A 23,555-nucleotide genomic window follows, 5' to 3' on the forward strand; every position below is an offset into this window, starting at 1 on the left:
TGGTAAGAGCAAAAGGTGGTACAGTTGTATTTTATCTACTAAATCTGCTAGTAATGGATTTGAAAGTGAAACAGCACAAATAGAAATAAGAAAATAATGAAAAAAATCACACTTAAAGAAATTGCTGCGATGGCTGATGTATCCGTGATGACTGTTTCTAACGTCATTCGTGGCAAAAATGCTCGAGTATCACTAGAGACAAAAAATAAAATAGAGGCGTTAATCAAAGACTACCACTATGTTCCCAACCAAAATGCATCAAACCTACGTTCAGGAAAGTCGAAATTAATTGGTGTTTTATTTTATAAAGCATCAGGTGAAACCGACTTTACAGATCCGTTCATTTCGTCAGTGCTGACAGGAATCAAAAAAGTTGCAAATGAAAAAGGCTACTTTACGATGATTCATTCTGTCCATAATAAAAAGGGAATTGAAGATTTACAGCAAAATTGGGCCTTTGCGGGCTTTGTTGTGATTGGAGCCTCAAGTAAAGAATTTGTAAAAATTGACCGAGCTATCTCAACTCCGGTCAGCTACATTGATACTTATTGGCAAGAAAATCAAGTTTTAGAAGAGAAAGCACGAAACTTTATTGGTACAGATGAAGAAAAAATTTCGGAAACGGTTGCGAATTATTTGAATGCAATGGGTCATGAGCGTGTGCTTTTTTATAGCTTTGAGTTTGATGAAGCGGAGCCTGGCGTCATTGAGAAACGATATCATGCTTTTTTGAAATATTTTAAAGGAGAAATTACACTGCTCTCTACGCCAAATCCTAGCTATCAAGCGATTTTAGAAAGTGTTGCACCCTACCTCATGGAGCAGCCTTTTACGGCAATTTATGCAACAGCAGATATTTTGGCAGCAAATTTAAACCAGATTTTTAAAGATATTTCAATTATTGGTGTGGATAATGCTCAATTTGACCAATTTATCTCACCAAAATTGACTACGCTTGCAATTAATCAGATTGAAAAAGGCGAAATTTCGATGTTGAATTTGATTGCTTCTATTGAAAAAGGAAGTTCAGCTGACTTTTACTCAGACAGCAAGCTCATTGAGCGTGATAGTGTGAGAAAACTTGAAAAATAAAATCCTATCAGGTCGCACCCTGGCAGGATTTTTGTTTTGTTCATTTTTTATACTAGTTTATCTTTAATTTTACGCAGTAGAATTATTAGAAGAACTGCAGATATATTGCCTTTTGCTCTTGCTGCTTTAGCGCCAATGGCTATCCTATAAAGTCGGAAGTTCAAATCGCAATCCAGCAGAGCTGGCAAGGCGAAATGACAAGCGCAAGAATGGGGTTGCGTGAAAACGTAAAAGCCATAGGGTTGAAGTGATTACTTCATTGGTGGGGATTCTTTCTCCTCCACCAATGTTAGTAGAACGAAAGCAGAGCTTAGTGCTGCTTATCCCACCACCTTATAGAGGTGGGGGAATTAGCACGCACTTGCTAAGTTAAAAGTTAAACAGTATTAGGCACGATTGCGTTGACCACAGTGACCTGAGCAATCAATTGCTCTTTTTCATCTGTCACTTTAATCTCCCAGACGTGAGTGTGTCGACCTTTTCTCAGAAGTTGTCCTTTTGCGATGACAAAACCTTGCGCTTTTTTAGGATGTAGGTGGTTAGCAGTGATGGTCTGCCCGACGGCAAATTCATGTGGTACAATCAGTTGATTGCTTGCCATTCCTGCCGAAATTTCGCAAAAAGCAAGCGTTGCACCGCCATTCAAAAAACCTTGGGGTTGAGCATGAAAATCAGAAAGTATCATGCGACTGACAAAATATTTAGCACTTTTGTCAGTACTGATAGAGCTGTTTGTCTGGTCAGTAAATAGCTCAAAGTCACTGATATTCAGCTGTTCAATCATATTCATAGGAAAAATTCCTTTCTCAAGATGTGAAATAATATTGGAGGTTATGAGGCTTGAGGTGATTACTTCATGGTGGAGGATTTTCCCTCACCAATGTTAGGGTACAACCTCTAGGTGCAACACAACTATCTTCGCTTTGCTACGCTGTCGATTTCACTAAGCCACTAAAGTGGCAAGTTCAAATCGCAATCGACCTGTACGCAGCTGAAGCTGCAATGGTCTGCTTAACAGATTACACCTCGGTTTCACTTCGTTATCCATTCGTTCTATCTGCTGTCCACACCACGGGTATCCATGCTCACTACGGTGCTACGTGCTACGTGCTTCGCGCGCCGTTCTACGAACGGTCTCCGCAACTTCGTTGCTCCGCTGTCCATTTGATTGCCATTTGGCGTTGGCACTTTAGTGCCTTACAGCCAATGGTCATGCGAAGCTAGCTGCTAAAGTAGCAAGAGCAAAAGGCAAAGCACCGAGTCGCAATGGTTCTCGCTAAGTGGCTAAAGTCACAAACCGCTAAGACCATAGGCAGTAGAGCGAATGGACAAGGGATTCCAAAGGAGGCGGAGATAGCAAGCGCTTGCCAAGTTAAATTTTACGGATTTCTGGCACTCTGAACTCAGTTGTTCTTATTGTAGCACGTGAAAACGCATCTTCATTGACAGCAACTCCAATCCCTACACCAGTTGGCACTAACATCCAGCCATTAGGAAAGGAGATTTCAGGGTTAATCAAATCCTCATCAAAATAATGCTGAGAATCAGAAAGGTCTCCAGCCATTACATTTCCAGCTAAAGCGGCAAGTTGCACATGCAAAATTTTAGAAATTCCAGACTCCACCATGCTTCCTACCCAGAAACCAATCTTCCGGTGACGACAAAAATCAATCGCTTTCATCGTCTGATAAAGCCCACCAAGACGACCAATTTTAATATTAAGCATAGTTTTTCCAGGTAATTTTGCAATTTCTGTCAGTTCTGACAGCGTTTGGACAGATTCGTCAAAACAAAGCGGCGTTGCTAGTCGTGATGAAATTTCTGTCAGTTCTGACAGATGCATAATATCAAAAGCTTCCTCGATACAAACCAGATTGAGTTGGTCAAATTTTTTAATTTCTGCCCAGTCATTAAGCGAAAAACTTCTGTTGGCATCCACTGCAAAGCGGATTTGAGGGAATTTCTCTACAAGTAACTTTGTCCGTTCAAATCCATCTTTAGGACTAATTTTTACCTTGATTCGACCAACTCCAGATTGTACAAGTTGGTCAGTTTCTTTGAAAAGTTGTTCAAGTGGCATATCACCTAGGACAGCACCACGAGGAATTTTTTCTTGTAATTTTTCCTGGAAAAGTCCAACGATTAAATTCTCATTTTTTTCTTTGAAATATAAATCTAAAAGTGCATTTTCAAGTCCAGCAATCGCCATAGGTGAAGCATTGTCAAAGCATTGATGAATATCAAATGGATGAGAAATGGAATGAGCCAAAAGCTTAGGGATATAATCTTTTTCTAATTTTTCCCAAGAAGCGTCAAAAGTTTCAGAGGTATAAAATGGCGTGGTAAATGAAACAACTTCTCCAAACCCAGCCAAACCTATATCGTCTTCAACCTTTAAAATAATGGTGTCACGGTACTTAACCTCTCCCTTAGCTGTTTTAAAATTAAACTTCATTGGTAGTTGGACATGAGAGAGTGTGATACGATTTATTTTCATACTTTTAAATCTTTTCTTAATATTTTTCCAGAAGCATTCTTAGGTAAGCTATCCATAAAATGAATTTCATGAGGAAGCTTATATTTTGCTAATTTATTTGCCATAAAATGAAGTAATTTCTCTTCAGAGGAGTCACCTACAACAAAAAGCACAGGGACTTGACCCCAAGTCGTATCAATTCTTGGTACTACTGCACATTCACGGATTTCTGGAAGAAGATAGACCAAATCTTCGATTTCTTTGGGATAAATATTTTCCCCACCAGAGATGATGATATCTTTTCTCCGATTTAGCACATAGAGAAAACCATCAGTATCCAAATAACCAATATCGCCAGTATCAAAAGCCTCACCATAGGGAGCTTTACCTAGATAAGCCTTCATAAGCATAGGAGATTGTAGCCAAATTTCGCCTGCACCTGTCTTGTCTCGATGTCGGATTTCGATTTGAACATCAGGAAGGGATCGACCAACAGATGATATTTTCTCAGGAAATTCTAAGATATTAAAGGTAACAGACTGTGAAAAACTCTCCGTCATCCCGTAAGTTTTATAGACAGGAAGTCCAAGTTTTTGACTTTTTGAAATCAAAGGTTGAGGAATAAACTCACCTCCCAGCAAAATCATCCGCAAATTGCCTTTAGACATTTTGTCTATCATCCGATTTAACATTGTAGGGACAAGTGACATCATATTAATCTTATGCTCATCAATAAGCTGTAAAATCTCATTTTCATCAAACTTAGATAAGATTGTGGTGGCAGTTCCATTATAAAGCGAGCGCATGATGATTGAAAGTCCACTGACATGAAACATAGGTAGGACGACCAGCCAGTTATCTTTTTCTTGCAAACCTATGGTAAGCTGTGAAGCTTTGACATGACTGGAAATCATCCCCCAAGTAATTGGAACAGATTTGAATTTTCCAGTCGTTGCACTCGTGTTCATGATGACAGCAATTTTATCATCAGAAAAACTCTGTTCCAATTCGGCTTCTTTGGAAGGAGTATCTTTAATTTTTGAAAAATTGATACTTCCTGCAACTTTTCCCACTAAATCATCAGATGTAAAAACGCAATTTATCTCTAATTCATCGAGTTGTTCGCTCAACTCATGCTCTGTCAGATGAGTATTTAAAAGTAATATTTCCTTATTTAAACCTAGTAATGCAAAGAGGACAATCGCCATTTCTACTGAGTTCTCAGAAAGCAGAGCTACTCGAGATTCTAAGGCAACAATTTCTGAGAGATGTTCCGCCATTTGCTTTGTTTGATTGTAAATAGCTTTGAAAGTCAGTTCGTTCAAAAAAACTTGATTGGGCCGTTTCTCAGCTTGTTCTTTTAACCATTTCATATAAAAATTTTAACAAAAAAGCGCAAAAAAAGCGCTGAATTGACACATCACTCTATCTAGTAAGGAAATTTCGCCTCTATTTGACAGAAGTGAGTGATGTGAATTTAGCTACTTTCTACATTTTATAGTTGTCATGAACGACCTACACCAAGTAAACAGCAAAGCCGCAAGTCAGGTCACAAGTACAAAGCTTGCTTATGCATTTTTGTTTCATGGAAATTTAGGGAATTGGTCAAAATCAGGCTTACGTTTCTCTTTGAAGGCATCACGACCTTCTTTGGCTTCATCGGTGGTATAGAACATCAATGTTGCATCTCCTGCAAACTGTTGAAGACCAGCTAAACCATCAGTAGCAGCGTTCATTGAGCCTTTGAGCATTCGAAGTGCCATTGGTGAGAGTGCAAGCATTTCCTCAGCCCATTTGACCGTTTCTTCTTCAAGTTGGTCAAATGGCACGACAGTATTAACCATTCCCATATCCATTGCTTCTTGGGCTGTATATTGACGACAAAGGAACCAGATTTCACGTGCTTTCTTTTGTCCCACCATGGCAGCGAGTAAACCTGCGCCATACCCAGCATCAAAGGAACCAACGCGAGGTCCAGTTTGCCCAAATTTTGCATTGCTTGATGCAATAGTGAGGTCACAAACAATGTGGAGAACGTGCCCACCGCCGATTGCAAAACCATTAACCATCGCAATAACAGGTTTGGGAGTGATACGGATTAAGTGTTGAAGGTCAAGTACGTTTAGGCGAGGAATTTGGTCTTCACCAACATATCCACCATTGCCACGCACTTTTTGGTCACCACCAGAGCAGAAAGCTTCTTTGTCTTCACCTTTTCCGTGATTTGCTCCAGTCAAGATAATGACACCGACATTTGTATCATCACGTGCCACACTAAAGGCATCAATCATTTCAACCACCGTTTTTGGACGGAAAGCATTACGGACTTCTGGACGGTTAATCGTAATTTTTGCGATACCGTTGTATGTTTCATAGATAATATCTTCGTAGTTGCGATTAAGCGCAACCCAGTTAAATTTTGACATAAACTTTTCCTTTTATTAGTATTTTTTTATCGAAGTAAGTGCGTGCTATCTCCGCCCTTTGGGCTACGCGATGAAGTCAAGACTTATTCAGTGGGAGTTTCGTAAAACATTTGTCCATTTTCTCTAGTCGCTATCTTCGCTGCGCTACGCTGTCCGTTTGCTTAGCTGCTAAAGCAGCAAGAGCAAAAGGCAATTCGACTGATAAAAGGGCAACTCACCACTGAATTTAGTCGGACGAAATTCAAAGATTACCATTCCGACTAGGTGCTTCAGCACCTTAGCGAGGATGGACAGTGTAGCGAAGTGGAGATGACAAAAAATCATTCCTTTTCATTATAACACAAATATTCTGTCAGTATTTTATTGTAAATCTCAGGATTTTCCAGATGGATATTATGGCCAACATGCTCAATATTGACTGTTTTAACATGAAGATAGGGAGCAAAAATTTCTCTTGCAATCTGAGTATATTTGGTATCCAATGTTCCCGAAAGATAAAGGAGCTCTGTGTTTATTTTATCAATTTTATCAGAAACATCTTTAAGTTGACCTTGTCCAGTTGCACGCAGTGTGTTAGCAAGTGCGTGAGGAGCATTTGCAGCGCGACGTTGCCAGATTTGCTGCTGTAAGCGCTCTGACAGCTTTTTTTGACTATCAAAAAGGGCTAAATTTCCCCAGAAATCAGCAAACCAATTTGAGCCATTTGTAAGAATCTTTTGAGCGAGCGCCTCATCAGAAATTCGCCGCTTTTCACGTTCAATATCTGATGCCAATCCACTTCCTGTTGATTCTAAAATTAAATGCTCGACAGGAGCTAATGGAAAAGCAAGACAATAGCGTAGCGCCATCCGCCTCCCATTGAATAGCCAAGAAGACTAAAAGGTTTTCCGTCAGCATACTGACAGAAAAGTTGATGAAGGGCTGTCAGTATATTTTCGAGTCTATAAGGTAAAAGCGTGCGAGGTTTTGATGAACGTCCGTGTCCGATAAGGTCAATGGCAAAAATCTGATAGCCTGAAACATCAAGCAAATCCCACGTGCTAGAGTCCTCCGAGAAACCATGAAGTGCAAAAAGAGGTTTGCCGCTGCCATGAGTTTTTACCGCGTATTTTAAGCCGTTAATTTCAAAAATTTGTTCAGTAAAATTCATTTTTCAGTGTATTTCTTATGAAGTGTAAGACTAAGGTCTTTATCCGTTTTAATTTCCAGCAAATGAATACCGCTGGTTGCGACAGAATTCTTGAAAATTTGGTCAAAATCGTCATAACTATCAATCAAATGATAATCCAAACCTGTCAGTACTGACAAAGCTGAAAAATCTAGCCCATGAGGTGTGGAAAAAAGATAATCAAAATTCGGAACACCTTTTTGCGCCAAATGATGAAAAATTCCACCACCATCATTGTTGAAAAGGACAATCGTTAGATTAAGTGCGTGAGTTTTACCAATGATTAGACCATTGAGGTCATGGAGCATTGATAAATCGCCAGTTAAAAGAATGGTAGGACGGCCAGTGGTTGACAAACCAAGTGCCGTTGACTCTGTACCGTCAATTCCATTTACGCCACGATTTCCAAAAAGGCGTGCTGTTGATTTTCTTTTTTTCCACCAATAATCAACATCACGGATTTCCATACTATTTGAGATCAGCATTTGTCCGTTTTCAGGGAAATTTTCCTGTATGTGATAGACATAGCGTCCCTCAAAAGCTTTTGGCTCACTTGTAACAGTATCTAATTTTTCTCTCATCTGTTGTTGTGATTCCTGCCATTTTTTCAAATAGGTTGGATCTCTGTTTATAAAATGAATGGATTCAGCAAAAGATTGAACATCACTTTGGACCATATATGTTGTCGTTTGTGAAGGATTACGATAAGAAAGTGAAGGGTCAACTTGAACAAATTCACTATCTGCATGAAGTTGGATAAATTGTTGAACGCGTTTGGAAACAGGAATTTGTCCAAAGAGTAAGATAACATCAGGTTTCAATGATATCTTTAGCTCAGTATCCGTCAAAAAAGCATCATAGCTATCAATGATATTAGGATGATTACTTTGACGCAGATTTGATAAAGGGTCAGCTAAAATCGGTGCTTTAAGCCGCTCTGCCAATTTTAAAACGGCTGCATGATAGTCTGATAAAGTATCAGGTCCAGCTAAAATTAAAGTTTTCTTAGAAAAAATCGATTCATCAAATGTTGCAATGATTTTGGAAGATGCGACTCGGAAAGGATGGACAGAGCGTCCTTGCGCATAATATTTAGAATTTAGCTCAGGTACAAGTGGGTCACGCAAGGGAACATTAATCTGTACAGGTCCAGCAAGAGTATCTATCGCAGCCAAGAAGGCACGCTGTGCGACTTGCCTAGGATAAGTCCAAAAGTTTTTTTCCTGAGGAGCTTCAAGATTTTCATAGTGATTCACAAAATGACCAAAAAATCTTGTCTGATCAACTGTCTGAGGTGCGCCGACGAATTGTAACTCAGAGGGACGGTCAGCGGTTAGTACAATCAGTGGAATACGACTCGCTTTTGCCTCAGTGATTGCAGGGAAATGATGAGCGCCAGCAGAGCCAGAAGTACAAACAAGTACAACAGGACGATGCTTTGCCTTAGCAATACCCAGAGCAAAAAAAGCAGCAGAACGTTCATCAATATCAACATAAGTATCATATTGTTGATATTCTTCAAAAAGCATAGCGAGTGCTGTTGAGCGCGAACCAGGACTAAATACTGCCTCGCGTACTCCCAAATTAAATAGCTCATCTACAAAAGGAGCCAAATATTCATTAGTCATTATTATCTTTCTCTCATAAAGCTTCTAAAATTGTTTTTAATTTTATTTTTGTTTCATTAAATTCATCAAGACAATCAGAACTTGGAACAATACCACAACCTGCATAAGCATGAAGTGTATTCCCCTCAATGAGTGCAGAACGAATTCCAACCACGATTGTCCCATTTCCTTTAGCATCAATAACACCAATAGGAGCTGCGTAAAGCCCACGTTCATAGGTTTCATAATTCCTGAGAAAATTTAGTGCCTCATCTTTAGGCTCTCCCCTAGTGCAGGAGTTGGATGGAGATGTTTGGCCCAGTCAATGAGTGAACCATCTTTGTTATCTGCAGTTAGCACTGTCTTGAGATGATAGACATTTTTTAATGTCATAATACTCGTCTGACCCACTGTCACACGTTCTGCACGTTCAAGAAGACTTTGACGAATTTTCTTGACTACAATATTATGTTCATGCAAATTTTTAGAATCATGGAGAAGGGCTGTATCATTCAAAGGTAGCCTAGGCATTGTTCCTGCTAAAGCAAAACTTAGAATTTTTTCTTCCTGTTTTTTAACAAGAATTTCTGGGGAAGCACCAAGAAAGATTTTTTCTTCTTTTTGATAAGCGAAGATGAAACAACCAGGATTATTAGCGATTAATTTTTGCAAGATACTTTCAACATTAAAACCAGTACCAGAAGTAAACTCAAGTTCGCGTGAAGCAACAATTTTTTCACTACGATGCTGGGCAAAATTTTCTTGAATTTTGTTAAAAAGTATTTCCCATGACTCAAAATCAGAAGATTTTTCGGTTACATGGTGTGTGATGAGCGGAAATTTTCCTTCTTTAATTTCAGGAGTCCCGTCGACTGAAAGCATATAGGATTCATGATTATTTTTTACAAAATAATGTTTGAAAACTAAAGTTTCTCCACCAAAATCTTCCCAAAGTTTCCCTTTAACTTGATTAAAAAAACTCTGAGTGTAGAAAGCATAAGGATAGGAGGCATTAGGCGCTTCGATTGCTTCAAGACGTTCACAACCTATGATCAACTGATTTTGCGCACTGTCATACCAAAAGAAACGCTCTCCGCTCTCAAAATTGGCCCAAAAAGATAAGGGATGATTTAATATTAAATTTGTTTTTATATAGTTCATTTTTTAAATACCAATATGAATTATAACACAGGACATAGTAAAGGGGGAAACTTTGTAGCTTTAAAAAGTGTATTTGTATAGACCAAAACTTTGTGATAAAATATTCTTAGGATGACAAAATTTCCAAGATTTCAAATCCTGCTATTAAAATCCTCTGTTAATAAGCAGAGGATTTTAATTTTATGTGAATCCAAAAAAAAGACCAGTGCGGTCTTTTTTTATTCTTGATTAAAATTCTCTGTATCAAACTCTGGAATTTGTTCCCTTAAACGAGAAGCAAAAGCTTCAGCACCAAGCACCTTAAACGCAGTTACAATCTCATGCATTTCTAATAGTGCTTCCTCCTTATCTTTCGTATAAAAATGAAAAAGCGCTAATTTAAATTGTAGGGTTCCTTTTTGGAAAATATAATGCTCTGGAAATGGATTGACACTCAGATACTTTTCTACTCTGTCTAAAAGGTCATATTCTTGTTTATAAAGTAACGTATCAGTAAGATTTACTAGAGCGATATAAGTATATAAACGGATATTGAATGTCACAACTGAATAATTGAAAGGGTCTAATAAGCGCTGTAAAAATAATCGTAAATCTGCTGTATCAAAAAGATAAAAGGCTCTGCCACAAAGCTGGATTTCAAACTCTCCCCAAGTTTTTGTAGAAAGTAAGTATTGTTTAAGATTAAAAATTTCTCTCTCATCAATTTTATAATTGGAATCAATCTGATGAAGGAGTGCTTTAATACTTGTTATCTGCAGTTGGAGACTGCGAGAAATAGGAGAACTATGCCCTTGTCGCTCTAAATTTTTTAAAAATGTTTCAATTTCAAGATAATTTCTATTGTCAAGTGCAGTAATAATATTAAGCATTGAAATTGAATAAGAGGTTCCAGTCGTTTCCTCTAATCGAGTAAAGTATTCCTGAGGCGAGAGATTCATTTTTGAGAGAAGGTGAAAAAACTTGTCAATTGAGAGATTCACTTGTCCATTTTCAAATCTAGATAATGTAGATTGAGAAATATTACTATCGGTCAATTCCTTAATTGAGAATCCCTTTTGTAATCGGAGAATTTTAAAAACAGCACCATAATTTTTATCCATTGATTAATTTTAAAATTTTTTTAAGTAATTAGTAAGCTATAAATTACAAAGTTAAATAACAAATTATGCATATATGCCGTACGTTTTCGATTTAAACCTTAATTAAGTCGAAAAATGAAAAAAATGTAAAATAATAATCCTACTTAACCATTGATTTAAGAAAAAAACATTGATATTATTGAAAAAACAAGTCATTTGAAATTGTTTTGAAATAATTAACATATGACGAAAGGACTAGAAATGAACCAGAAGAACATCAAAAAAGTCTTAGTGGCAATCTTGCTTACACTAACATTATTTCTAGGAATTAAGATTACTTATGCGGCAACTTCTGATTTCACCGTTAGTCCGTCCATTCCTCAAAATCAAGTTGAAGGAAATCATGGTTACTTTAATTTATTGATGAAGCCAGGAACAAGCCAAGAGATATCAATTAATTTAAGTAACACAACATCACATTCTATTACAGTTGAAATGTCATTTGCGCGTTCAACTACAAATGGAAATGGTTTGGCGATTTATGATACTACAACGGCTAAAGCAGACGATTCATTAAAGTACAACATTGAAGATTACGTTAAACTTCCACAGAAAGAGATAACACTTGCTGCTCATTCTCAGACAGCAGTTGTCTCAAAAGTAACAATGCCAACTAGTGATTTTAATGGAGTTTTAGCAGGGGGATTTGCTTTTAAAGAAAAAAGCTCAGAATCATCGTCAAATCCTAAAAATGGGGTTTCAATTATTAACGAATATCGTTATGTTATCGCGCTTGTCATGCAGCAAAATACAAAAGCTGTTTCTCCCCAACTCCATCTCAACCAAGTTGAAGCTTCACAAATTAATTCAAGAAATATTATTTCTGCCAATCTTCAAAATTCTGCATCAACTTATCTTCAAGATATGAATGCGTCAGCTACGGTTAAAGGAGTCACACATCCAGAATTAAAATATAGCTTTGAAAATTCAGAGATGAAAATGGCTCCAAATTCCAATTTTGATTTAGCTATTCCAGTATCTATTCAAGGTAATATGGCTAATCAAACTTCTAAAGCACTGCAGCCTGGGAAGTATCATCTTTCTATGACAGTCTATGGTGTAAAAAGTGCAGAAGGGCGTTATCAAACAACTGTCAATGGTCAAACTGTAAAGTACGAATATAAATGGAATTTTGAAAGAGACTTTGAGATTGCAGGAGCAAAAGCGAGTAAGCTCAATCGTAGTGACCCAACAGTACGCTATAAAGAACCAATGAATTGGTTAATGATTATTGGAATTGCACTCATTCTTATCGTGGTGCTGTTGATATTCCTAGTCTTTATCTCTAAACGTAAAAAAGATAACCATATACAGAATGACGACTAGAAGCTAATGCTAACAAAGAAAGGAAGAGAAAACTTTGAATAAAAGAATGAAAAAATTTTTTATCTCCATGGGGTTCTTAATAGTGATTGCTTATCCGCTCTCTATCTCCGCTCAAGAAGCAACCGTGCGTACGACTCAAGGAACAGTTGGTTTCACTGGTACCTTTCCTTCTAAGGAAAAACCAATATCCAGCTCATCTCAAAAGCCGATAGCGAGTTCTGGGAATAAAGAACTTCCTAAAACGGGAGAAAGCAATGCATCATCTATGGAATGGATAGGGTTAGGATTACTTAACCTGACTGCTGGACTGGTCTATTTAAGAAGAAGTAGATAAGCCCAATATTACTTAACTTGATAATTAAAAATTTTAATTATATATTTCACAAACGAAGGAGAAATTAACATGAAAAAAGCAATTACGCTTTCCGCATCAACTCTTGCTCTTCTTGTAGCAGGAGCAACAGGAGCTTCAGCAGTATCTGCAGCTTCAGTTACAGCTACTCAATGGAATTCAACTGGAACAGTTGCATTCACAGAAAATACGACAACACCGCCAGATGTTACAAATCCAGAAGTTCCAGGAGAACCTGGCCCTGGAGGTACACCAGGTGCTTTGGCGATTGACTATGCTTCTGATCTTGATTTTGGTACACACGAAATCTCAGCTTCACAAGCGACTTACTATGCAAACCCAGATTCAACAGCATTTAGTACACCAGTTGCAGCATTTGTAGAAATGCATGACCTTCGCGGTTTAGGCACAGGAAATGATACACAATTGACAGTTACTCAGTTGGCACAGTTTACTAATGGTTCATCTAATTTAAATGGTGCAGCGTTGAGCTTCTCTGCAGGTACTGGTGTTAATGCTGGTGGTGGTTCTTATGTTCCAACAAGTGTTGCAGGTTTCACATTGACTCCAGGTAATGCTCAAAATGTAATGTCAACAGACGGTACGGTTGGACAATACTTGACAAGTTATGGTCAAGCTTCAGATTATAAAGGAACTGAAGTTGGAGGGCCAATCTCTCTAAGCGTTCCTTCTGGTTCAGCTGTGGCAGGTAATTATACAGCAACTCTCCAATGGGATTTGACAACAGCGCCTTAATTTAGGAATAAAAAAGTTGTCTCTTCTTAATTGGAGAAACAACTTTTTTTCTAATTTATATGGTGTATGCAACGAAAGAGAAAACAACAATGGGAAAAGTAAAAATCTTACTTAAAAAATCTACAAATATTGGCGCAAGTGCCTTGCTTTTGGTAAGTACCTTGTTGCCAACTCTAGCTCTCAAAGGACAATCGGTAGTATCAGCGGCAACTGCGACTACAAGTTTGACACCGAGCGGAACCGTTGATACAGGCAATCATACATGGGGATTGAGTGATTTTCAGACGGCTAGTAATTACACTCCTGTGGGTAAAAATACGAGTGGTTCAGGATGGACGAGTTCTTCAACTTATAATTTTGGAACTTACCAAGCCAATACAGGTTCGTGGCTACCTTTCAATGGTGCAGTTGATATGACTCATTCTATCACGATTAGTGGGGCTACTTTTGCTAATGCTGGGGGAATTAATCCAGCCACACACTTGGGAGATGCCAATGGTATTTTACTCACGAATTTAGCTTCTTCACAACTTTCTGGAGGGGCAACGGGAGGAAATCTTGGAGTAGGAAATCTCGGTTCGGGAACCTATTTCATTGGTAATAATTATTCTCATACCCCTTACTATACTCTTCTTGATCTAACTCAAGGTTATCAAACAGCTAGTGTTGTTGCGCAGGGAGATGGTTCAGGAGCAAAAATACTCAGTGCAAGCTCTGATTATACACCTAATAATAACTCAACCAATGCTTTTTCTATGAGTTGGACTAATCCTGTTTTAAATTCAAATGGAACAGTTACAGGAACAATTAGTTATACTTCAAGAAATGCTGGTACTGATTATACTACCTCTACGTCAATTACTGTTCAGAAAAGTATGTCAATTGGGTTCATGGCTGCGACTGGAGGTAACTATGCTCAAATGTCTGTAACGGTTAGTGGAGTTACAGCAGGAAAAGGTGTACAACCAGTTAATGTTAATTATCTTAACACTGCAACGGGTAGTCAACTGACGCCAAAAGGAACGGCTTGGCAAAATTCAACAATTAGTGCAAATGTAGGAGATAAAATTGGTGTCGTGGCTCCGAGCGGTTCAGGGAATGCTGCAGATAACTATGATTATTTTGCACCTATAGCACCTGCGGGATATAGTTTTAGTTCGGTTTCTCAACCAGTTACGGTTCAAAACTTTCCTAGTGGTACAACAAATCCTAACCAAATTAATGTTTCTTACACCCCACAGCCACAAACTGCAGGATTTACTTATAGTTATGATCCTACTGCTCAACGAACCCCAACTACACCACCATTATTTTCAGCTTCAGGTGTTACAGATCAAACTTTAGTTGCTGCAGCTCCTAATTTACAGATGAATTTAGCAGGTCAAGTGCCAGCTGGATACTATATCTCTAAAATTACTTCGGCACTTGGGGAACAACAGTTGGAAGCACAACAGCAGGAACCTTATCTTCATTTTTTGCATTGAATCCGACTTTTGATGCAGTTGCTTCGAACAATCAGTATCAGATTACATTATCAGCGTTGAACCAAACGGGTACAGTAAGTTTTGCTTATGATACAAATGTTCCAGCGGGGGCTCCGACATTGCCTGTTAGTCTGGCGTTATCAGGCTTAACTGGTTCAGACTTAAACTTTGTTATGCCGAATCTTCCAGCTGGTTATGCTGTTTCTAATGTTTTAGCTCCAAATAATGTAAATTATTCTTCTGTTGCAGCGGCTTTGGCAGCAAACAATTATTTCATTGCTGGTATAAATAATTTTAAAGTGACTATCTCTGCTATGGCACAGAGTGGGACAGTGAGTTATAGTTGGGCTTCGGATGTTCCTGGACAAAATGGAGTGGCTGGTGAACTTCAAGCAACCCTACCAAGTACAACTTCCTTAGCGGGTGTCACAGGTGGTGCAATTAGTTTTACTCCAACGATTCCGACAGGGTATGGTATTGATACAGTAACCGCTCCTGATGGAAAGACTTATACAGATACTACTACACCAGGGATGACAGCTTTGCAAGCAGCACAAGCGGCAAATCCAACTTTTGTTAATGGAGCGAATAATTTTACAATCAGTCTGAAGGCACTTATGCAAAAGGTAGAACTAAATGTCGTGCCGGATCAAGCTTCTGGGCCTAATCCACCCACTAATCCTGATTCTCAAACGATTACAACGGCTTTGACGGGTGCTCCAGTAAACATGACAGATATTGCATCAGCACAAAACTGGTTGAATAATTGGATGACCAACAATGCGACAGGTTGGGCAATTAAAGATTATGTAGACCCTGATGGTCAAAGCTATACTGATTCGATGAAGTCTTTAGCTGAGGCTGTCTCAGGTGCTGGAGGTGTTGTACTTGCTGGTGATAACACCTATACAGTAAATCTTACCTATAACGGAAGTATTAGTTTTGTTTCTGTACCATCAACAATTGATTTTGGCAGTCATTCTATTGTTTCTAGTGAGGAAGATTATACGGGAGCGCTTGACCAATCTGTGGTTGTATCTGATACGAGAGCGACAAGTTTATTAACACCTTGGACGGTTTCTGTCGCCCAAACTTCACCGATTCAGGAAGTAACACAAAATGGAACAGATGGTTCAGGAGATCCGATTTATGTTCCAGTGACGGATGGTATTTCTTTCATGAACTATCTCTCATATGATGGAACGGTGTTGACAGACAATCCAGAGACGATTTATTCTACAACAACGGCTGCGACTGGTACAACGACAGTGATTGATGCAGGGACATCAAGCTTGTTTAAATTGTCAGTTCCAGTAGACTTCCAAAAGTCTAATACTAATTTTGAAGGAAGCTTGACTTGGACGTTAACTAGCGCTCCATAGGAGGCTATTAAATAAAGATGACGCTTAATACAAAAACCATAAAGAAAAGACTTATTCAACAAAAAATGGGAATTATTCCCTTTGCTCAAGCAATAGGAGTGCTTCCTATTAACCTTTCGGACTATCTGTTTAGAGGAAAACCGATGACAGATTTGGAGATGAATAAGTTAGTCAATTATTTTGAGAAAGAGGAAAGTGCAACGATGTTGCCGAAAATTTCTGGTAATGCTGATACACTTTCTCTGTCTCTAGGTGAAAAAATCAAGATGATTAGGGAAAAGCGACGTCTTTTACCCTCTGATTTTGTGGTTTTATTATCTCCGGAAATTCCTGAAAGTTTATTTTTAAAATGGGAAGAAAATAGAGAGATTCCAGTAGTTTCCTATTGTGTTCAAATTGCAGACTTAGGAGGAGTAAGTCTAGATTGGTTGTTGAGAAATTAAGGTCAAATAATTAGTAGGTACTAAAAAAGAATTCTTTAAGGGTTCTTTTTTATTTGCTCGTTAGGATACTCAAGACTTTGGCCGTGAAAAGGGGAGAAAGTTGACTTAGTACTGGTGATGAGTTTTTTAAGATGATATAATGAGGGGGATAAATCTTTAGGGAGAATGAGGAGTTTGAATGAATATCTATAGGCAGCTTGCTGAATTTACTGTTATTGAAACATCTCGTTTGTTATTGAGACCTCATCAATTTACAGATGTTTGCGATATGTTTGAGTATTCGGGAAATCCGCAGAATTTGAAATATATTTTTTTAGCCCATTTGTCCTTAGAAGAAACAGAATTTTCAATTGCTAATAATTTTATGCGAAGTCCTTTGGGAAAATGGGCGATTGAATTAAAAAGTGAAGAGAAGATGATTGGAACCATTCACTTTATAAAGATTTCGGAAAAAACGGCTTCTGCTGAGATTGGTTATGTGCTTAATAAATCCTATTGGAAGATGGGGTTAATGACAGAAGCATTGTCAGTACTGACAGAGTTTGCTTTTGAGCAATTTGGTCTCAAAAAGTTGGAGCTTATGATTGACAAAGAAAATATTGCTTCTCAAAAACTTGCTTTGCGTGTTGGTTATCAAGAGGTTAGAAGTTTTAAAGCTGCTAATCAATATACGGGTATTATCAGAAATTTTAAAAAATATGAGTTGAATAAAAGTGAGTTTTATAGACAATTGACCAACTTATAAGTGAAGAAAAAGTGAGAGTTTTATGTCAAAACATGAGGAAATTCTAAGTTATATTGAAGGATTAGAAATTGGTCGGCAAGTAAGTGTTCGAGGAATTGCCAATCGAATGAAAGTCGCTGACGGTACGGCTTATCGGGCAATCAAAGAGGCAGAAAATCAAGGCTTGGTCGCAGTAAATGACCGTTCGGGTACTGTACGAGTAGCGGCTAAAGGGCAAAAAGTAGCCAATCGATTGACTTTTGGGAAATTGGCTGAAATTGCGAATGCAGATGTATTGGGTGGTCTTGCGGGACTTGAGGTTGAGTTCAATAAGTTTGTGATTAGTGCAATGGAGCGCGAGTCGTTCAAAAAATATTTGTCACAAAATGGATTAGTCATTGTTGGAGACCGTAAGGATATTCAAAATTTGTCGCTACGTGAGCACAATGCTGTGCTTGTGACGGGTGGATTTGATGTAGATCAAGATGTTATTGATGATGCAAATCGACTTGGAATTCCGCTTTTGCGTACGAGCTATGATACCTTTACAGTAGCGAATCGGATTAGTCATGCGCTATCAAATGAATTGATAAAAAAAGACATTATCACAGTTGGTGATGTTTTTCATCAAAAAAGAGCGACTTTACGTGAAGAAAATACAGTAAAGGATTTCTTAGATCTTGTGAAAAAAACAAATTATAGTCGCTTTGCTGTCCTCAATCGTTATAATGTTGTGGTCGGTGTGATTGCGATGCGAGATGTTAATCATAAGGGAAATGACACGCCGCTTAATAAATTAATGACAAGGGCAAATGTAGCCAAAGCTGGAATGACTGTTGCTAGTGTCTCTCAAAAAATGATATATGAAGGCTACGATATGATGCCAGTAGTGTATGATAATCATACCTATGCTGGAATTATCACGAAGTCTGATTTGCTTCAAAGTTTACAAAAAGCCCAAGAAGAAAGTCAGGTGGCACACACTTTCAGTGAGGATGTGTCTGATCGATTGAAAGAAAAAGGCTCGGCCTATACCATTGTTGTTGAGCCATTCATGATTAATAGTGTTGGAAGTATGGCGCAGGGAGTATTTACAGAAATGATTAGCCATGTTGTCAGACGAGTTTTAGCAAAAAAGCGTAAGCGAAATATTATCATAGAGTCTTTGAATATGCACTTGATGGGCGCTGTTGCAATTGATAATGTTTTGGAAATTTATCCCAAAGTTATTAGTGAAACACGGATAGGAGCAATGATTGATTGTGAAGTTTATCATGTCAATAATATCGTTGCCAAAGTTTTAGTCAATGTGCAATTGACATAATTTGTTATACTAATAGAGTCCAAATGAAGTCAAGACTAAATTCAAAGTTAATGCTGTTTCATCTCCTACCTAAGATAGGATAGCCGTTGCTACTTTAGTAGCTAAGCAAACGGACAGCGTAAAGATAGCACGCATTTACTTTGATGAAATTTGTAAGCTGTAAGTAGAATGACGGACTTCTGTCAGCATACTTTTTACTGACAAAACTTCTGTCAGTAACTTACAGAAATTGAAAGAGAAAAAATGAAAGAAATTTTAGATAAAATTAAAGAATATAATACAATTCTTATTCATAGACATAAAAATCCAGATCCAGATGCGATTGGTTCTCAAGCTGGACTTCGCGCTATTTTAAGGGAAAACTTTCCAGAGAAAAAGATTTACGCAGTGGGTTATGATGAACCAACATTGACTTATTTAGCGGAAATGGATACAGTAACTTTAGAGGAAAATGAAAAATATCTAAGCATTGTTTGTGATACAGCAAATACGCCAAGAATTGATGATGACCGCTGGAAAACGGCTGATTTTGTGATTAAAATTGACCACCATCCAAATGATGATGCTTATGGTAATTTATTATTGGTTGAGCCAGAACGTAGCTCTGCTTCAGAAATTATTGCTAATCTTGCTTTTGAAAATAATCTGCGTATGAACGCGGAAGCAGCACGTTTGCTTTATGGAGGAATTGTTGGCGATACGGGTCGTTTTCTGTATCCTGCGACCTCTCCTAATACCTTGAGGGTGGCGTCAAGGCTGGCTGAGTATGATTTTGACCGTGCAGCTTTGGGAAGAGAAATGTCATCGTTTGACATGAAGGTGGCGCGTTTACAAGGTTTCGTTTATGAAAATATGGAACTTTCAGAAAATGGTGCTGCGCGCGTGCTTTTGACACAGGAGCTTTTGAAAAAATTTGCACTTCGAGATGCTGAAACTTCAAGTATTGTTAGTGTGCCAGGAAATATCCGTGGCATTGAATCTTGGGCGATTTTTGTAGAGCAAGCAGATGGACATTTCCGAGTTCGGATGCGCTCAAAAGTTGTTCCAATCAATGAAATTGCAAAGGCGCATGATGGAGGTGGGCATCCTCTTGCCTCAGGAGCAAATTCATATTCGCTGGAGGAAAATGAAAAGATTTGGCAAGAATTGCAAGATAATTTGAAAAAATGATACTGACAGAGTTCTGTCAGTAAATGAGGCACGCTCTTGTTTTGATAAAAATCACTGACAGAAATTTTGTCAGTGATTTTCTAATTAATTTTCCATAAAATCGCGAAGTTGTTCAAGTGTCAAGCCAGCATTTAAAGCAATAATTAATTTGATTCGCGCTTTTTGTGAATTTACTTCATCAGCGAACATCACGCCAGCATCATGAAGCTGCGAACCGCCACCCTCATAAGAATACACAGGTTCAGCAATTCCATTGAAACAACGTGAAACAAGAACGACGGGAATATTATTTTTTAACAAGCGTTGTAAGGACTGACTTGCGATAGGTGGTAAATTTCCAGCGCCGAGTGCCTCAATGACAATCCCGTCTAGTTTTTCCAAATCAAGTAAATCTAAAATTTGTCCAGTCATTCCCGCAAACGCTTTGACAATAGGAACATTTCCGTGGACAGTGTGGCTTTCCAGATGTTGGTTTTCACTATCTTTGTGAAAATAAATAATTTTGTTTTTTGTCAGTAAACCAAGTGGACCGTGAGTCGGCGTTTGAAAAGTTGAAACATTGGTTGTGTGAGTTTTTGTGACATAACGTGCAGAGTGGATTTCGTCATTCATCACCACAAGCACACCACGGTCATAGGAATTCTTGTCAGCAGCAACACGAATGGCTGTCAGTAAGTTATAAATTCCATCAGTACCCAATTCATTGCTTGAGCGCATTGCACCTGTCAAAACAATAGGTTTGCCTCGAGAAAGCGTCGTATCAAGAAAGAAGGCTGTTTCTTCAAGCGTATCAGTGCCATGAGTGATGACGGCGCCATCAAAAGCTTCAGCAATAAAAGCAGTTTTGATACGATTTTTAAGAACTAACATATCTGTCAGTGTGATATGAGGACTCGGTAAATTAAAGATATCCTCTGTGACTAACTCAACTTCTCCTAACTGCAAATTTACAGCATTCATGGGATTAATGTTGTTTGGAGAAACGTGCCCATTTTCATCTTCAGCCATTGAGATTGTTCCACCAGTGTGTAGTACTAATATTTTTTTCATAAAATCCTCAGTATATTTAATATAAAATGATGTCAAGAGACAAACACGATTAGAGTAATAAATAGCCCAAAATACAAGTTGTTCTTTGTATTCGAGTATATAAGTTTCACCTTGATTCTTCATAGAAAAATTATGAGATGACGCAGTATTTTTTATCATTTCTAATCGTATGGATTCAATTATGTCGGAACAAAATTGTTTGCCACAAAAAATTATATCAAAAATTATTCCATAATAGATATGTGCTCTTTTAAATTTAGAAAAAAATTTAAAAAGAACTACTATTAAAGATTAAGTTTTCCTAAAAAAAGGGAAATAAGCAAATTTTTTGGTGATGAAGAAATAATTTTTAAAATACAACGGTAATATCACTCATGATTGATGAAATCCATCTAAAATTACTGTATAATTTAACTTGAAACTGATTTTTTTCTGACAGATTTGTTTAAAAATAGTAACCAGTTGTTCTTGTAAGAGTTACACGCTAATTATGTGCCGTGGAGGTTGCTGTAAAGCGGAGTTGGTAGAGTTTCTAATAGTGTTTAAAAGTTACTTCGCTGCGCTACGTTGTTGATGCTTGATACAGTGCTACGTGCTTCGCACGGGTCTATGCCGCTATCCGTTTGCCTAGTAAAGCAGTAAGAGCAAAAGGCAAAGCACCTAGCCGGAATGGCAATCCTTGAATTTCGTCCGACTGCCATAGGAACTAAGTGCTTTGCGACTCGACTTGTGGCTTTAGCCACTTAGCGAGAGTGGACAGCGTAGCGCAGCGAAGATAGCGACTAGAGAAAATGGACAAATCCCACTGAATAGGTCTTGACTTCATTAGTGATGACTGTAATTAGTGTGTCATGGCGCTAGAGTGAAGCAACGTCAATCCGTTGGCAATTTTTACAACGGATTAACTATAAGATTGAGTCTTATAAATTAAGCTAGAAAAGATAAATATAATGGATATTAGAGCAGTATTTTTTGATTTAGATGGAACACTTTTTACATCTACGCGAGGTGTTGCAACAAGTACTAGAAAAGCAATTAAAGAATTACGTCAAAAAGGTATTTTTGTCGGGATAGCGACAGGACGAGGACCAGCGTTTGCTATGCCATTGCTAGAAGACTTGGACATGGATTTTGCTGTCACTTACAACGGTCAGTACATTTTTACACCGAAAGAAATTATTTATGATAATCCTTTAGACAAAAAAACATTAAAAAAATTAATGAATTATGCCACACAGAACCACTCAGATATTTCACTTGGTACAGCACATGGTGTTAATGGCTCTGGGTTATTAAAGTTCGGAGAAACACGTCTCGCAGGTTTTTTGTCTGGACTTTTGCCTAATGGTACATCAGGTGTTGCAAGAAATGGTTTTAAACACGTTGTACGCCGCATTCTTCCTCAAAATTCTCAATTGGCTGACGAAGATGAAGCGATTTATCAGGCAATGATGGTTGCGACACATGATGAAACGGATAAACTTCAAGCAGAGTTTCCTGAACTTCTCGTGACGAGAAGTAATCCCTATTCTGTGGATTTGATTCCGGTAGGAGTAGGAAAATTGCAAGGCATTGAACGTCTTGGCGAACGTTTTGGTTTCGAGTTAAATCAAGTGATGTGCTTTGGTGACTCAGAAAATGATATTACAATGCTCGCAGGGAGCGGATATGGCATTGCAATGGGAAATGCACTCCCTGAGGTTAAAAAAATTGCAACTTATATTACAGATACCAATAATCAAGACGGTATTGCAAAGTCGCTTGCTTACTATGGCTTAATCCGCTTTTCTGTTGAAAAAGATTTTATCTCAAAAGACGAAAATTTTAATAAAGTTAAAGAATTTCACAAAGTTATGGATGGAAAAACTCAAGAAGTACCGCGTGCTTTTCCCCTATGGAAGCAGGATTTCGAGCAGGCTTCAAGATAGAAGAAATCGTTGAATTTCTCCATGCAGCGACAAATAGTGACGATGAAAAATTTGAAGGTCTGGTGCAACAATTGCATCAAGATGTAGATAAGGCTGCTGCAAAGGTACGTTCCAAAGCTCATGAAGAAGATGCTCTTACAGGTCAAGTCGATGCAATGATTGACTTACTTTATTTCACCTATGGTTCACTAGTGCTAGCGGGCGTAGATCCTTATGAAATTTTTAATGCAGTACATGCGGCAAATATGGGTAAAATATTCCCTGACGGAAGACCCCATTTTGACCCTGTGACACATAAAGTATTAAAACCACAAGATTGGGAAGAAAAATTCGCCCCGAAAACAAAATAAAAAAAGAACTAGATCGACAAAAGCGAGTTGCGGCAAAGAAAACTAGAAATAATTCATAAAAAAAATAAAATCCCTTGAAAAACGATTTTTTCAAGGGATTTTATGCTAAGTAATGAATTTTATCAAAGCAAGTGTGTGCTATCTCCGCCCTTTCGGGCTCCGCTGTCGATGCTCGCTACGGTGCTAAAGCACCTAGT

The 23,555-nt window shown here is 38.1% G+C and carries 19 protein-coding genes and 2 pseudogenes; 11 read left to right on the forward strand and 10 right to left on the reverse strand.

Translation table 11 applies throughout. The annotated features are described in order from the left end of the window. Positions 1 to 96 precede the first annotated feature (96 nt). Positions 97 to 1,092: a LacI family DNA-binding transcriptional regulator gene (locus tag FLP15_RS06450; protein WP_142766433.1), complete on the forward strand. Its 996-nt coding sequence runs from the start codon at positions 97 to 99 to the stop codon at positions 1,090 to 1,092. A gap of 376 nt (positions 1,093 to 1,468) precedes the next feature. Here the strand turns inward: FLP15_RS06450 and FLP15_RS06455 are convergent, their stop codons facing one another. The 9 genes and pseudogenes from FLP15_RS06455 to FLP15_RS06495 all read right to left on the reverse strand — a co-directional run bounded on the left by FLP15_RS06455 (position 1,469) and on the right by FLP15_RS06495 (position 11,030). Continuing rightward, positions 1,469 to 1,882: a PaaI family thioesterase gene (locus FLP15_RS06455; RefSeq protein WP_142766434.1), complete on the reverse strand. Its 414-nt coding sequence runs from the start codon at positions 1,880 to 1,882 to the stop codon at positions 1,469 to 1,471. A gap of 582 nt (positions 1,883 to 2,464) precedes the next feature. Beyond that, the gene (menC, locus tag FLP15_RS06465; protein ID WP_142766436.1) at positions 2,465 to 3,589 is read right to left on the reverse strand and encodes an o-succinylbenzoate synthase; all 1,125 of its coding nucleotides are present in this window, start codon (positions 3,587 to 3,589) and stop codon (positions 2,465 to 2,467) included. Next, entirely contained in the window at positions 3,586 to 4,941 is a 1,356-nt protein-coding gene (gene menE, locus FLP15_RS06470) for an o-succinylbenzoate--CoA ligase (protein ID WP_142766437.1), read from the reverse strand. Before menE ends, menC begins: the two co-directional genes overlap by 4 nt. 210 nt (positions 4,942 to 5,151) lie before the next feature. Then, positions 5,152 to 5,994, reverse strand: a complete 843-nt coding sequence (menB, locus tag FLP15_RS06475) for a 1,4-dihydroxy-2-naphthoyl-CoA synthase (RefSeq protein WP_120771288.1) — start codon at positions 5,992 to 5,994, stop codon at positions 5,152 to 5,154. 320 nt (positions 5,995 to 6,314) lie between these two features. Next, on the reverse strand, positions 6,315 to 6,842 hold the full coding sequence (locus tag FLP15_RS13065) for a hypothetical protein (protein ID WP_223804746.1): 528 nt from the start codon (positions 6,840 to 6,842) through the stop codon (positions 6,315 to 6,317). After that, positions 6,809 to 7,144, reverse strand: coding sequence for an alpha/beta fold hydrolase (locus FLP15_RS13070; RefSeq protein ID WP_223804747.1), 336 nt, complete (start codon positions 7,142 to 7,144; stop codon positions 6,809 to 6,811). The genes FLP15_RS13065 and FLP15_RS13070 overlap by 34 nt, the downstream gene beginning before the upstream one ends. Further along, on the reverse strand, positions 7,141 to 8,790 hold the full coding sequence (gene menD / locus FLP15_RS06485; RefSeq protein WP_142766438.1) for a 2-succinyl-5-enolpyruvyl-6-hydroxy-3-cyclohexene-1-carboxylic-acid synthase: 1,650 nt from the start codon (positions 8,788 to 8,790) through the stop codon (positions 7,141 to 7,143). Before menD ends, FLP15_RS13070 begins: the two co-directional genes overlap by 4 nt. A gap of 13 nt (positions 8,791 to 8,803) precedes the next feature. Continuing rightward, positions 8,804 to 9,930, reverse strand: a pseudogene (locus FLP15_RS13445) (isochorismate synthase). Between the two features lie 218 nt (positions 9,931 to 10,148). Then, the gene (locus FLP15_RS06495) at positions 10,149 to 11,030 is read right to left on the reverse strand and encodes a helix-turn-helix domain-containing protein (RefSeq protein WP_142766439.1); all 882 of its coding nucleotides are present in this window, start codon (positions 11,028 to 11,030) and stop codon (positions 10,149 to 10,151) included. A gap of 222 nt (positions 11,031 to 11,252) precedes the next feature. Between FLP15_RS06495 and FLP15_RS06500 the strand changes: the two genes are divergently transcribed. The 9 genes from FLP15_RS06500 (at position 11,253) to FLP15_RS06535 (ending at position 20,030) form a co-directional block, all read left to right on the forward strand. Then, positions 11,253 to 12,395, forward strand: coding sequence for a WxLIP family cell surface protein (locus tag FLP15_RS06500; RefSeq protein WP_142766440.1), 1,143 nt, complete (start codon positions 11,253 to 11,255; stop codon positions 12,393 to 12,395). Positions 12,396 to 12,429: 34 nt separating this feature from the next. Next, the gene (locus FLP15_RS06505) at positions 12,430 to 12,729 is read left to right on the forward strand and encodes an LPXTG cell wall anchor domain-containing protein (protein WP_142766441.1); all 300 of its coding nucleotides are present in this window, start codon (positions 12,430 to 12,432) and stop codon (positions 12,727 to 12,729) included. A 69-nt stretch (positions 12,730 to 12,798) separates the two neighbouring features. Next, positions 12,799 to 13,503 carry a WxL domain-containing protein gene (locus FLP15_RS06510; RefSeq protein ID WP_142766442.1) on the forward strand — a complete coding sequence of 235 codons (705 nt, stop codon included), beginning with the start codon at positions 12,799 to 12,801 and terminating at the stop codon, positions 13,501 to 13,503. An 89-nt stretch (positions 13,504 to 13,592) separates the two neighbouring features. Beyond that, on the forward strand, positions 13,593 to 14,987 hold the full coding sequence (locus FLP15_RS13075; protein WP_223804748.1) for a hypothetical protein: 1,395 nt from the start codon (positions 13,593 to 13,595) through the stop codon (positions 14,985 to 14,987). Then, positions 14,984 to 16,369 (forward strand): WxL domain-containing protein, encoded by a 1,386-nt coding sequence (locus FLP15_RS13080; protein ID WP_223804749.1) that lies wholly within the window; start codon positions 14,984 to 14,986, stop codon positions 16,367 to 16,369. Before FLP15_RS13075 ends, FLP15_RS13080 begins: the two co-directional genes overlap by 4 nt. A gap of 17 nt (positions 16,370 to 16,386) precedes the next feature. Then, positions 16,387 to 16,812, forward strand: coding sequence for a helix-turn-helix domain-containing protein (locus tag FLP15_RS06520; RefSeq protein WP_142766443.1), 426 nt, complete (start codon positions 16,387 to 16,389; stop codon positions 16,810 to 16,812). Positions 16,813 to 16,990: 178 nt separating this feature from the next. Continuing rightward, positions 16,991 to 17,557: a GNAT family N-acetyltransferase gene (locus tag FLP15_RS06525; protein ID WP_142766444.1), complete on the forward strand. Its 567-nt coding sequence runs from the start codon at positions 16,991 to 16,993 to the stop codon at positions 17,555 to 17,557. A 22-nt stretch (positions 17,558 to 17,579) separates the two neighbouring features. Further along, the gene (locus FLP15_RS06530; protein ID WP_142766445.1) at positions 17,580 to 18,860 is read left to right on the forward strand and encodes a DRTGG domain-containing protein; all 1,281 of its coding nucleotides are present in this window, start codon (positions 17,580 to 17,582) and stop codon (positions 18,858 to 18,860) included. Positions 18,861 to 19,103: 243 nt separating this feature from the next. Beyond that, a complete protein-coding gene (locus tag FLP15_RS06535) occupies positions 19,104 to 20,030 on the forward strand; it encodes a DHH family phosphoesterase (protein WP_142766446.1) in 927 nt (308 codons plus the stop codon). Positions 20,031 to 20,114: 84 nt separating this feature from the next. Here the strand turns inward: FLP15_RS06535 and FLP15_RS06540 are convergent, their stop codons facing one another. After that, positions 20,115 to 21,080, reverse strand: a complete 966-nt coding sequence (locus FLP15_RS06540) for an asparaginase (protein ID WP_142766447.1) — start codon at positions 21,078 to 21,080, stop codon at positions 20,115 to 20,117. Positions 21,081 to 22,030: 950 nt separating this feature from the next. On the opposite strand from FLP15_RS06540, the pseudogene FLP15_RS06545 reads away from it, so the two are divergent. Further along, positions 22,031 to 23,417 (forward strand): annotated as a pseudogene (locus FLP15_RS06545) (Cof-type HAD-IIB family hydrolase). Positions 23,418 to 23,555: the final 138 nt, after the last annotated feature.

It is taken from the genome of Lactococcus protaetiae, assembly GCF_006965445.1.
GTDB lineage: Bacteria > Bacillota > Bacilli > Lactobacillales > Streptococcaceae > Lactococcus > Lactococcus protaetiae.